The sequence below is a fragment of the uncultured Odoribacter sp. genome (genome assembly GCF_937966165.1).
Classification (GTDB): Bacteria; Bacteroidota; Bacteroidia; order Bacteroidales; family Marinifilaceae; genus Culturomica.
Map to the genome: position 1 here is coordinate 1 of NZ_CALCLB010000012.1, position 12,522 is coordinate 12,522.

Sequence of the window (12,522 nt, forward strand, 5' to 3'; positions counted from 1 at the left end):
TTTTAAGAACCAATGGTTTTAGAACTATAAAACTAACCGCAAACCGAGGTTGCTGTCACGGTAGCCTGGGTCGAAAGCGCTACGGCGCGACACACGGCAAAGCCAAGCTTCGCCGTACCAGCTACCACCCCGATTCACCCGGTAAGAACCGCTCCCTGGACCTATAGGGTCTGCCTCAGAACTACTACTATAACCTCCATACCAATCCGAACAGCATTCCCAAACATTTCCGCTCATATCGTATAATCCCAGCTCATTCGCTTGTTTCTGACCAATAGGGTGAGTCTTTCTTCCAGAATTTTCCCCAAACCACCCTACTTCCGACAAAGTATTACTCCCCGAATATTTAGTACCCTGACTTTTACTCCCTCCACGGGCGGCATATTCCCATTGAGCTTCTGTCGGTAATTTAAAATCCAAACCCGTCAAGGTATTTAACCTTTGTATAAATACCTGACAATCCTCCCAACTTACTTGCTCTACCGGTAAATCCTTACCCTGAAAATGAGAAGGATTGTTACCCATCACAACTTCCCATTCCTGCTGACTTACTTCATATTTACAAATATAATAATCACTTAATGTGACTGTATGAACTGGCTTCTCGTCACTATAAATATTACTCCCCTGCTCTGAAGTACCCCCCATCTGAAAACTGCCGCCTTTTACTTTTACCATATTCTCTATCAACTGACTTAAAACTCGTTTTTGATCGGATGTTACTGAGGAAGACCAGCGAGCAATTAAACCGTTTCCAATCGGTCGCGGCTTACTTTCTTCTTTATCGACAATTTCCCGTAGCGTATCTTTTCGTCTCCGGGTATTTGTTTCTTGTTCATCCTTAGTCAGATGGGACGGCACTTTCGAAGTATCTTTCTCAGCTTTTTGTTCCCTAGTCCCAGTCTGGTCCCCGCTCCGCTTTCCTCCTTCCTGCTGTCTCTTATTGTCTTCTTTTTCATTTTCCGTTACTGATTTGCCTATACCCTCTATTCTCCCTTCTATTTCTTTCTGATGCAAATTCAAGGAATCCGTTGTACTTATCTTCTGTTCTTCCAGCCGTACATGCTCATTTCCGGATAAAACATACCAACAAATTCCTCCTGCAAGTATACACAAAAACAGAACGATTAAAATCCATTTCGATTTTCCGGAAGGTTTCTGTCCGGAAGCCGGCAAATGCTTTTTAGCCGGTTTCTCCAAACCGGGATTTTCTCCCCTCCAATAAGCTTCTACATATTCCCGCAAGGTATGTGCGGTGGGACGATCCCAGGGGGCTTTCGACAAGCAGGCTTTTACGAGCTGTTTTAAGCGGTCGGAATAAGGGCCTTCTATAAGCGGGACCAGGGCCCCGTTCATTTGAAGAGCACCGCCCATCTGTACAAAAGGCACTTCTCCCGTCAGTAATTCGAAAAGGGTGGCTCCCAGCGACCAGATATCGCTGGCTTTTATCGGAGCCGGTTTTTCCCCGAACCGTTCCGGGCCCATATACTCCATCGTCCCTCCCGAAGGGTTCGTACAGGATACACTCCTCCTTAAGGTGCTCCGGGCCCTGGTGCTAATCCCGAAGTCCGTGATCATAAACGTCCCGGAAGTGTTCCGTAAAACATTATCCGGCTTGATGTCCTGATGGATCACAGGCGGCTCCTGAGCATGCAGATACTCCAGTCCGGCAGCCACATCGTGTAAAAACTGCCAGGCCTCCTCTTCCGTTATCTTCCCCGCCAATTTTTGAGCAGAACCCCGTTCACAATAGGGCAATACCAGATACGGACAGCCTCCGGATTCGTCAAAATACTGGGGTTTCAGTAAATTCGTATGGTTTAAATTATATACGATAGCCAATTCCTCGGAAAAGATACGGATGCCGTCCTTATCCAATCCCGAACCGGGAGCATATACTTTAACGGCTACTTCCAGAGAAGTCTTTTCATCCGTTGCCAGCCATACCTCCGAAAATCCCCCGCACCCCAATAAACGGAGCAGACGATAACGACCGTCAAATAATATATTTTCCTGCAATACCATAATATTCCCATATTAACGGACAATCTCCCGGAAAGAAGTCCCGATCTCCCGGAGCAAGTCTTTGAACTCTTCTTTTTTACTGTTTAAAATACAGGTGAGCAATTGAAAATAACTGTCCGTACCTTCGATATAATATTTTTCCCAATACATTTTCACTTTTAAGGCACCGACAGTTATGCGGCCTTCAAATTTGATCAGGATAGCCGGAGACCCGTCCACCTTCGTATTCTTCCGGGACAGTTGCCGGAAATCCGTTATACTCCCCTGCTGTTTCATTTGCTCCATCAGAAAGTCGGCATATTTTTCCAGGGTAGTGAGACCGTAATCGCTTACAGTAGCTTTCTTTTCCCGTAAAACGGTCACATAAGGGTAATTATCATTCAAACCGCAACTCAATACCGCCCCCTCATTTAAATCCTGTTCGACAAAAAAATCCGGAACGGCAACCGAACAGCTTCCGTCCTTTGCATACAGGATCTGGGTAGCCGGATATTCCAAAGAATCTACGAAAGTACTGTCACCCTCTATTTCATAAGCCGGATCGTAATATCCCGTATCCAAAGGCATTTGCTGCATCTTTACGATTCCGGTCAGGAAAATGACCAGAAAAAGCGCGATAAATCCCCCGTACATCCCTTTGTGTTTTTTCCAGTGAAACGAATTATCCATCTGTTTCCATGCCGGCACCCCGTTCTTTTTCAAATTCAGGATTCCAAATAAAATCAACATGCCGATCCCCCCTCCGAGCAATGTAGGCAAGGTTTCCAGAGGAGAAGAAAACAAATCGGCCGCCACGACAAAAGCTGCCGAGAAAAGATACAACCAATACCCCCAACGCATCCATTTCCATAGCATGAGGGCGCACAAAATATTCAAGGTAAAGGACAAACTTACCGTTATCCAGGTAGCCGTAAAAGTATTCTCGGTCAAAAGCCCGTACAGCATAAAACAGGCACCCAAAGTATTTAAGGTAACCATCAGTCCCAGCCAGAACGAGATAAATTTATTCCGTCTTTTCTTCTCCTCTGCCGGTTCCGCTATTTTTCCCTGTAAAGCTTCTGCTATTTTTTGTTTTTGCCCCTGCAAAGCATATCCGGCATATTCCCCGATCTGGGAAGCCAATGGCCGGTCCCAGGGTTGGGGAGACAGGCAAGCGGCAATCAGCATCTTCAATTCCGGGGAATAATCTCCCGGGAGTTCCGGAATCTCCGCCCCGTTTTTCTGCATTAATCCCCCGTGTTCCCCAAAGGGCACATAGCCGCTGATCAGTTCGAATACGGTAGCCCCCAACGACCAGATGTCGCTTGCCTTTACCGGTATATTGTCGCGCCCGAACCGTTCCGGAGCCATATAAGCGATGGTCCCTTCCGAGCTTTTCTGCTGCTTCGCACTTTTCCGCAAAGTATTCCTCACCCGGGTGCTGATGCCGAAATCCGTAATCACATAATGCCCCGAGGTGTCGATTAAAATATTGGCCGGCTTAATATCCTGATGTACAATATCCCTCTCGTGCAGGAATGCCAAACCCGCAGCCACATCCTTTAAAAACCGGAATACTTCCTGTTCCGGAAAAGCCTGCTGTACATCGGCACAAGAACCCGGGCAATAGGGCATTACCAAAAAAGGAATCCGGTCTTCGATAATGTCAAAATGTGTCGCTTTCAGCAAATTATTGTGATTCAGCTGGAACACCAGGGCAAACTCCCGTTTCAGTATTTCCAGTCCTTCCGCATCCAGTCCGGTCCCCGGTGCATATATTTTCAGCACCACCTCTACTCCGGTCATCACGTCTACCGCCTTCCAAACTTCCGAAAAACCGCCCCGGCCGATAGGAGCTGAACCCACTATCTGATAGTGATGTTTCACAATTGTTCCATTCTGTAAGTCCATATCTTTTTATTTTAAATAATTTTCCCAGCGTATCCCTTTTTTATTTCCTTTCTACCCCGTTCTCTATTATTTTAAAACCCCACAATTGCAAATCCACCCTTTTCCTTCCATCCGAAACAACTTTACGGCAAACGAAGGGGCATATTCCGTCGAAACGCAGCAGTACGGCAACCGTATCACGATAAGGTTAGATTCCGTAAATTCCGCTCTTTGCCGCCCCCCTGCTGCTATAAATATCTTTCCTCACCTCCTTTTTTGTGACAATTTTCAACAACATTTTTTTACAAATCCGCACTCTTGCTTTCGAACCTTTCCCTCCTCCATCCCGCACTGCCGATCAAAACAGCTGCAAACACACCTCTCCTAATTTCCCATATAGGTATTATTTTCCCAGCGTCCTGCTTCTATACTTCCGTTAGCATAATAATAGGTTCCCTGTCCGGTCAGGGTATTATCTTTAAAATCCCCCACATATTTATCCCCATTCCCGTAATAATAGGTTCCTTTCCCGGTCCGGACACCTTCCACCCAATCCCCGCTATAGCGGTCTCCGCTCTTCCAGTACAAAGTACCCTTTCCATTCCGTTTATCATTCCGGTATTCCCCGATATACTTATCCCCGGTATTTGCCCAATAATAATAAGCATTTCCGGTCATATCGTCCTCTCTCCATTCTCCTATATAACGGTTCCCGTCCGCCCAGACATATGTCCCTGCTCCATGCCGGAATCCGGAAGCATTAAAAGTCCCGATATATTTGTCCCCATTTTCATAGTGTTTTGTAATCACCTCACCGCTTATTCCTTCTACCGGTCGTCTGATCGTAAAGTCCGTTTTATACAATAAACGGCCGTTACACCAGATTTCATACCGCCAGGTCCCGGGAGAATAAGAATATCCTTCCGTATTTCCCCAGCTAAGCAGATTTTTCGTCACATTTTTCTGCTGTTTACCGTCCAGTTCAATGTCGCGCATATAAGTATAACCGGCAGGGGAAGCATTTCCCCTGTGCAGCTCTCCTTCCGGCGTATACATTTTGATCCCGATCTTTATCTTTTTGGCGTCATCTGCCAAGTTATCGTACACAATCCTCGGAGCCAGGTATTGAGTATAGGAATACAGAGGAGAACCGAAACCGTCAATGATCAGTCCGTCGTAATCTGTATTGGCAAATTCAACCTTTCGGATTGCCAGCCGCTGATCGTCCGTCAGGTTTCTCTTTCGTTCTTCCTGCCGCCTCCGTTCCTGATTCAGGCGACTCAGCTCCGCCTGCCGATCCTCTTCTTCCTGCCGCATTTGTGCAGCTTCTTTCCTTAAATGTTCTATCTTCTTTTGGGCCAATTGAACGTAATGTCCTTCCGGAAAGCGGGTCAGATAAGATTCAAGCTTTTCTATTCTTTCGTCATAAAAAGCAAGTAAATGAATCCCGCCCGAATCGGAATAAGCCTGACTGATACAGGAATCATAGGCAATACTATCCCGCAGGAATTCCTGAATGCGCCCCCGGGCCAAACCGACATATTCTCCGGAGGGATAACGGGCCAAATAAGCCCGGAAATCCGATACCCGCTGGCAAGTCCCGAAAAATTCCCGTTCAATTTTATGGCTGCCGGATTCACTTCCCCAAACGAAAAAGAAAAAATAGACCGCTACTGCCCCTGCCAAAACGGCAAGGCTTCCCAGACCGACCCACAATCCTCTCCGGGATTTCGGATTCCTTTCAGTCTCCTGTATAAAATCCTTTTCCCCCCTCTCTTCTTCTATTTTCCGGTCCACAAATACCTCCGTTTTCCGGTCGGTAAACGATTCTGTTTTCCGCCCCTCCTTTTCCACAGGAGGAAGATTTCCGGCCGTTTTTATTTTATTTTCCGGCCAGTGTGGTTTTTCGCCCCTCAACCGGAATTCCGTATAGTTCCGCAAAATTGCGGCCGTAGGACGATCCCAGGTCTCCAATGCCAGGCATGCCTGCACACCCGTCTTTAATTCTTTGGAATAATCCCCGTTGATATCCGGTATTTCCGCTCCGTTTTTCTGAAGTACGCCCCCTAAATTCCCGAAGGGAGCATCTCCGGTCATCAATTCAAATAAGGTAGCTCCCAACGACCAGATATCGCTGGCCATTACCGCTGCAGGGCGTTTTCCGAAACGCTCCGGGCCCATGTAAGCTGTCGTTCCCCCCGAATTTTCAGCCCGCAGCATACTCTTGCGCAACGTACTCCGGGCCTTTGTACTGATTCCGAAATCGGTAATCATAAAATGACCCGATTCATCGATGAGCACATTATCCGGTTTGATATCCTGGTGAATCACCGCCGGTTCGCGGGCATGCAGATACTCCAAACCGGCCGCTACGTCGTGTAAAAAACGCCAGGCTTCTTCCTCTGTAATCCTCCCCACCAGTTTTTGCGCAGACCCCCGGGCACAATAAGGCAACACCAGATAAGGGCATCCTTCATACCGGTCAAAATGCTGCGGTTTTAATAAATTCGTATGATTTAAATTATAGACAATGGAGAGCTCCTGACTGAATAATTCTATCCCTTCCGCATCCAAACCCGTTCCCGGAGCGTAAACTTTTACAGCCACCTCCAAGGAAGTCATTCCATCCTCAGCCAGCCAGACCTCGGAAAAACCACCACGTCCCAATAACCGCATCAGCCGGTAACGGCCGGCGAACAATATATCTTCTTGTAATTGCATTTCTTCTAACTTAAATTCATTCCTCTCCTCACCCGCCTCCATTTGCTCCCATCTGCATTACTTCTCCCCTTCCTGTCCTCCGGTCCCCTTTTTCCCCTTTTTCCCCTCTTTCAGCTTCAAAGAATCCCCGGGCTGTTCTTCCGGCTTCGTATTCACCTCTGTTCCTCCCGGTAAAGGATTCAGGTTTTCACTTCCCTTCCGGAGAGTATCCTTTTGCGAGTGTTCTTCCCCTTTCTCCCTTTCCTGCGGATCAATTTTACTGATATTCTGCTGCTGTCCGGTTTCCTGCTCTATCCGGTTCAGACGGGACGGCACTTTCGAAGTATCTTTCTCCATTTCCTGTTCCCCGGGCCCGGGCTGTATACCGTTCTGCTTTCCTCCTTCCTGCTGTCCCTTCCTGCCTTCTTTTTCATTCTCCTTTTCCCTCACCGCTTCCGGATTTTCCATTACGGATTTGCCTACACTCTCTATCCCCCCTTCTATTCCTTTCTGAAGCAAATTCAAGGAATCTTTTCCCTCCGGGCCAACCGGTTTTTCCACGGTTTTATCTACCGGTTCCGCGGGCCGGCTAAAATAATATCCGATCCCGATTCCCAATCCCAGCATCAAAATTCCCCCCAGGAGATATTCCAGTATCTTTTTATTTTTCCGGAGGGGATTCAAAATCTCTCCTTTTTTCTCCGTATTTACATCCGGAGCAACAGGTATCTTACCCCCGGAAACAATACGGCAGAGCGTAACTGTCACATTATCGTGCCCGCCGGCCTGTAATGCCGCTTCAATCAAGGCTTCCCCGCATACCTTCATATCTTCGGGATTATTGCGGACGACAGCTTCTATCTCCCGGTCGCGAATCATCCCACACAACCCATCGCTGCATAGCAAAATCACTTCTCCCTCGTACAGTTCCTCCGCCCGGAAATCAGGTTCAGCAGTTTTACGCGGGTCCCCCAGACTGCGGGTAATGATATTACTGTCCGGATGGTCAAAAGCATTTTCCGCGTCCAGTTTCCCGTTATCCACCAATTCCTGTACATAAGAATGATCCTTCGACAATTGCCTCAGCCCGGTCTCCGGATGCCACGCATAAGCCCGGCTATCCCCGCACCAGGCAACGTAAACCTGTCCCTTCAGTAGCCAGGCCATCACCACTGTAGTCCCCATCCCCGAAGTACTCGCATCCTTTCTGCTCCTCTCCTTAATGGCCTGATCTGCTGCTACTACAGTCATTTTCATATAACGTTCGACAGACTGCCTGTCCCGTATCACTTCCGCTGTCAACCGCTCTGCCGAAAAATATTCCTGAATGGTCTCAACGGCCAAACGGGAAGCAACTTCCCCCGCATTCATGCCCCCCATACCGTCGGCTACCACCAGCAGAGCCCCTTTCCCGCCTAAATCTTTTTGTTCGTTCTGGGTAAAAAAACATTTATCATCAGATAAATCGCTATCTACCAAGAAATTATCTTCATTATTGGTGCGTATTCTTCCGACATTGGTAAGAGCCGCCATCCTGAATTTGATTTCACCCATGCTATGAACGTTTTTTTCTTTCTTTTTTTCCTGTTTTATTTTCCTGAACCTGTTCTACAGACAGATTTTCCTCCTGTCCTCCCGGAGCAATTGCCCCTTCTTCCCGCGGGCTTGTCTCTTCCTGCGAACCAATAGGGGTTAAACTACCGGAAATACGGTCTGCTACGGCAGCTCCTTTCACCCCCATAATATACCACTTATCCTCTATCTGCTGCACCAAACCTGCCAGACGAAAACTCAATTGTCCGATCCCGTTCACCAACGGATATACATATATCCCTCCCATTACGGAAAGAGAAGTGGCCGGTGCCTTAATTTCATACAGCTGCTTGTCTGCTTCCAGATTCACTTCTGTACGGTAGATCAGCAGGGACACTTTGGCAGAATCACTTTCGCTCAAGGGTTTCTCTCCGACGGCCAGTACAACCCAACCTTTACAAAGGCCCTCTTCCTCCCAGAGGGAAAACCCTGCTGAAAAGAGGGAATCCTGCTGTTGACACACACTTCCCTTTTGTACAGAATCCCGGTTTTCCGCCCGGAAAGCCAAGGGATGATAAGTAATTTCCTCTATGTCCCGGTATTCCGTTTTGGAAATAACCGGCCGGTACTGCGTACTATGCCTGTATTCCTCAAAATGGGTATCTTCCAGCCAGGGTGCTGTCAAACGGGCGTCGATCACATATCCTCCGTACAGACGGGCCCCGACGGAATACGTCTGTCCGAAATAGGACTTTCCGTCCCGTCCGTAATAAGCAGGAGGTTCCGCCGTCGTATCCTCCAGCTGATAAGCCTGACGGACAATAAACAACCCCTCCCGTACAGCTTCTTCAATCAGCTGCTGATTGGCCGAAGCCGGTCCCGTAAAAGACCGGAACTGTGCTTCGCCTTCCCAGCAAAGCATACAGCCAATAATAATCCCTATGATGCTCTTCATACTTTTTCGTTTTAATAAATGGAACAAATCGGTACCGCCCAATTGAACTGCTCGGTACGGATATCGCCCCGGGATACAATTCCGATAACGGCTAATTTGCCATCATCCCTCAAAGCCATAATCGGACCGCCAGAATTTCCGTGGTCCGTCCCGCTGGAATGTAAAATACAACCACTGGAACTCAAGCCCCTCCTTGCCGTAGTCATTTCACTGATAATCGGCTGGATCTGTTCCTGACTTCCGTCCTGCACCCCGATCCCCTGCGGGAAACCCAAGGCATACAGTTTTACCGAAGGCAGCAAACTCCTGGACAAAGAAGCATCCGGAGCCAGTTCCCCCCGCTGACCACCCGTATTCGTGGTATAAGCCCAATCCGTTCCCCACATATCGTCCCCGTCTTCCTCACGGGCGGGAAAAACCAAACGGGCATAACGGGGAGTCCCGTCTTCAAAAACCCCTACAGATATTTTTTTATCTTTAGAACGATCGATTATAAAATCCGTACTCTTGAATTCAAATACCTGATTCGAAATGGAAGAAAAGGCTTGCAGGTAACAGATAATCTTATAATTATCGGAACTCTCCGCCAGCGTATGTCCATTGAATATCTCCCCTCCGCATTCTCCGGAAAGATCACTATACAACCAGCCTTCTATACAATGCCTGGCCGTCACAAAACGTCCGTCATTCAACAAAAATCCCGTCCCGGTCCATCCGAACTTATATTCCCTTTCCACCCCGTTTTCGTCCTTTTCGAAAATATATGACCCGTCTTCAGCACGTCCGACCGGATTTTTGCGGTTCAATACCCATTCCTGATTTCCATCGGTCAATACAACCTTTTCCACCTGCAAGAAGTAAACGTCCTTACAAGCCTGATCCAAAAGGGTAGGGATAGCATAATCCCTGGTCTGAGAAGCATAACGGGCAATCTCCCGGGCATAACGGATGGAATCCTGACGGTGTTGCTCTGCATATTCGGCATCCCTACGGGACAGTTCCGAACGGCGGAGGGAATCCTGGGCTCTCATTTCCCGCTGGAAATGGGCTGCCAAAGATTTGTTTTCTTCCAGGAATTCCTTATGCTGCATATAATTCCAGGAAATCAGTCCCCCTACTGCCAGCACCAATACCACAGACAAAGCCGTGATAGCCTGCTTATAAGGCCGGAGCGCCTGTTGACGGAACAAACTCAAACGATGTGAAAGCCCGATACTCTTTACCAGTCCCTTTTCTCCCTGCGGAACAATAAAGCCTAATTTCGGACCATTTGTAGAAAGCTGTATTTCATCCCCGTTCTGCAAATACCATTCTTTTTGTACTTTCCGTCCGTTCAGGTAGGTGGAGTTGGTTGCGGACAACTGTACAAGCTTCCAATTGTCCCCGTCTTTCACTATCGCTGCGTGCCGGCGGCTCACGGTTTTAAAACTCTCGTCAAAACGAATCTGACATTTCGGATCCCTTCCCAATTCGATCTGGTCCACAATGATTTCCTGGGACTCCCCCGCCTTGTGAAAACGGGAACTCACTCTGTGTTCCAGCATATAATACCTTTTCCCGGAACCTCCGAATACAGAACTCATTCCTGCCCCTACAGAAGCGGAAAGAGAACGTTTATAAGTTTTTGTAGGCTGTGCCATATACTGCGTATTAAGGTTTTTAATGATTTTTTTTATTCATTCGCCGATTTGTTTACTCTTTTTCCTCATCCATTTTAATAAAGACTATTCCAATATTGAAATGTACAATTCTTTTTATCTGTCGTCAGATACTGACTTTTTCCTTATTTATAAAACCGGTTGATTAAGTTTTCGATCAAATAGGCATTGATATGTGCGAATAAGCTGTCCTGCCTTTTCCGGATATTGTGTATTCCCAGCATCAGTACAATACTCAGGACCAAAGCGACCAGGGTCGTATCAAAAGCTACCGACAACATATCCGTGACTTTGGTAATCCCTTCGGGGGTAGAAACGGCTCCGGCATATCCCAGGGAAGCCGCAATCCCAATGACTGTGCCGATAAACCCTACAGAAGGAATCGCCCAGGCTACATAACTGATAAAAGACTGCTCACTCTCCAGTTCTTCCTGATAAATACGTACCTGGGCATCTACCAAATCCAATACCTCGGAAGAGGATTTACTCAAACGGTATTTTGTACACGCTTTCTTAATCAGATCCGTCATATAAAACTTCTGGGAACGCTCCAGCGACTGCATATTCAATTTCAACTGGCTGACATCCTCCGCAGACAGTACCCAGTTTTCTTTCTCCGGTAACAAATGAGCTGAAAAGGCATCATTTTCATGGGTAATCTTTCCGGAAACCCACAGCACCTCACACATACCGAAAAAAAACAAAAAATAAGTAAAACCCTGAATCAATCCTTCCGGCATTGTCCCTCCCATCATTACCAACAACCGGTTCGGGTCCTTTTCGGAAGTACAAACAACCAGTATTCCCATAAAGAAAAAAGTAAGTACTGCACTGAATAAGAGCCGTACCGCCCTGTTATTCATTAAATCTTTCATATATTTCCGTTTTAATGTCCGTCTTTCGCCCGGATGTACCGGTTTCACGGACGTTTTATGCTATATTCTTTCTATACCTGTCCTAACGACTTAAACTGATACCGGTAGAAGTGACCGTTAACACACCAATAGCTGCATTCTGCCCCACACTGTTCAAATATATCGGACCATAGGGGATCTTTTTCTGGGAAGGTCTTCCGGGAAATAAAACGACATATCCTTCCACTGTTGCCGGCGCATGACTATTGGAATAAATATTCACATACACCCGGTATTGTCCCGGAATAATTCTCTTCTGATAAAACAATTCATACCGGTCGTCGTCGGCCGAAGCCCGGGAAGTGACATCTTCCATTAAATTGCCGAATAAAGTTACCTTATTCCCGTAATAACATACATTATTGTTCGACAAATTCTCTACATACAAATCCACATCCACGTTTTCGGGCCATACACATACAATGCCCAATTCTGCATCCATTCCAAAGATCTTCCCGTCAGAAACGTTCCGGCTCCGCTGAGCTTCCTCCCGGGCAGCCTCCAATTCCCGTCTGGCCTGTTCCAATTGCTGCCGTAAATTTTCATTTTCACTTTCCGAACGGGCCAGTTGCTGCTGTAAGCGCTGTACTTCTTCCGTCAGCTGTTCAATTGCGTTCTGCATAGCATTGAGCCGGTGCTGAATTTGTTCATATAATGCTGACGGCACTGTATTTTCCAAACGCGCCATCAAACTATCCATCTGTTGTATCTGCTGCTGCAATTCTTCCAGCTGCTCTATGGCCTGCTGCTGCTCCTGGCTCATCTTCGGCACAATAATATACAGAATGATTACAGCCGCTAAGGCTCCCGACAAAAGATCCAAAAACGATACACTGAATACATTTATTTCTTTACGTGCCATATCCGC

Annotated in this window: 8 protein-coding genes; all 8 read right to left on the reverse strand. The window is 47.2% G+C overall.

Annotated features, from left to right (window positions below):
- Window positions 1–24 precede the first annotated feature (24 nt).
- The 8 genes from Q0465_RS03885 to Q0465_RS03920 all read right to left on the reverse strand — a co-directional run bounded on the left by Q0465_RS03885 (window position 25) and on the right by Q0465_RS03920 (window position 12,516).
- A complete protein-coding gene (locus tag Q0465_RS03885) occupies window positions 25–2,025 on the reverse strand; it encodes a bifunctional serine/threonine-protein kinase/formylglycine-generating enzyme family protein (protein WP_298613089.1) in 2,001 nt (666 codons plus the stop codon).
- Between the two features lie 12 nt (window positions 2,026–2,037).
- Window positions 2,038–3,915 carry a serine/threonine-protein kinase gene (locus Q0465_RS03890; protein ID WP_298613091.1) on the reverse strand — a complete coding sequence of 626 codons (1,878 nt, stop codon included), beginning with the start codon at window positions 3,913–3,915 and terminating at the stop codon, window positions 2,038–2,040.
- 363 nt (window positions 3,916–4,278) lie between these two features.
- Window positions 4,279–6,615 (reverse strand): serine/threonine-protein kinase, encoded by a 2,337-nt coding sequence (locus Q0465_RS03895; RefSeq protein ID WP_298613093.1) that lies wholly within the window; start codon window positions 6,613–6,615, stop codon window positions 4,279–4,281.
- A gap of 57 nt (window positions 6,616–6,672) precedes the next feature.
- Complete coding sequence (locus Q0465_RS03900; RefSeq protein ID WP_298613095.1) at window positions 6,673–8,148, reverse strand: Stp1/IreP family PP2C-type Ser/Thr phosphatase; 1,476 nt, start codon at window positions 8,146–8,148, stop codon at window positions 6,673–6,675.
- A 1-nt stretch (window position 8,149) separates the two neighbouring features.
- On the reverse strand, window positions 8,150–9,082 hold the full coding sequence (locus Q0465_RS03905; RefSeq protein ID WP_298613097.1) for a hypothetical protein: 933 nt from the start codon (window positions 9,080–9,082) through the stop codon (window positions 8,150–8,152).
- Between the two features lie 11 nt (window positions 9,083–9,093).
- Window positions 9,094–10,722, reverse strand: a complete 1,629-nt coding sequence (locus tag Q0465_RS03910) for an FHA domain-containing protein (RefSeq protein WP_298613099.1) — start codon at window positions 10,720–10,722, stop codon at window positions 9,094–9,096.
- A 143-nt stretch (window positions 10,723–10,865) separates the two neighbouring features.
- Window positions 10,866–11,615: a MotA/TolQ/ExbB proton channel family protein gene (locus tag Q0465_RS03915; RefSeq protein ID WP_298613100.1), complete on the reverse strand. Its 750-nt coding sequence runs from the start codon at window positions 11,613–11,615 to the stop codon at window positions 10,866–10,868.
- Window positions 11,616–11,697: 82 nt separating this feature from the next.
- A complete protein-coding gene (locus Q0465_RS03920; protein ID WP_298613102.1) occupies window positions 11,698–12,516 on the reverse strand; it encodes a hypothetical protein in 819 nt (272 codons plus the stop codon).
- Between the last annotated feature and the right edge of the window lie 6 nt (window positions 12,517–12,522).

Excerpts from the sequence above, each read along its gene's own strand:
- Q0465_RS03885 (WP_298613089.1), bottom strand. The coding sequence starts at position 2,025 with ATGGTATTGCAGGAAAATATATTATTTGACGGTCGTTATCGTCTGCTC.
- Q0465_RS03890 (WP_298613091.1), bottom strand. The coding sequence starts at position 3,915 with ATGGACTTACAGAATGGAACAATTGTGAAACATCACTATCAGATAGTG.
- Q0465_RS03895 (WP_298613093.1), bottom strand. The coding sequence starts at position 6,615 with ATGCAATTACAAGAAGATATATTGTTCGCCGGCCGTTACCGGCTGATG.
- Q0465_RS03900 (WP_298613095.1), bottom strand. The coding sequence starts at position 8,148 with ATGGGTGAAATCAAATTCAGGATGGCGGCTCTTACCAATGTCGGAAGA.
- Q0465_RS03905 (WP_298613097.1), bottom strand. The coding sequence starts at position 9,082 with ATGAAGAGCATCATAGGGATTATTATTGGCTGTATGCTTTGCTGGGAA.
- Q0465_RS03910 (WP_298613099.1), bottom strand. The coding sequence starts at position 10,722 with ATGGCACAGCCTACAAAAACTTATAAACGTTCTCTTTCCGCTTCTGTA.
- Q0465_RS03915 (WP_298613100.1), bottom strand. The coding sequence starts at position 11,615 with ATGAAAGATTTAATGAATAACAGGGCGGTACGGCTCTTATTCAGTGCA.
- Q0465_RS03920 (WP_298613102.1), bottom strand. The coding sequence starts at position 12,516 with ATGGCACGTAAAGAAATAAATGTATTCAGTGTATCGTTTTTGGATCTT.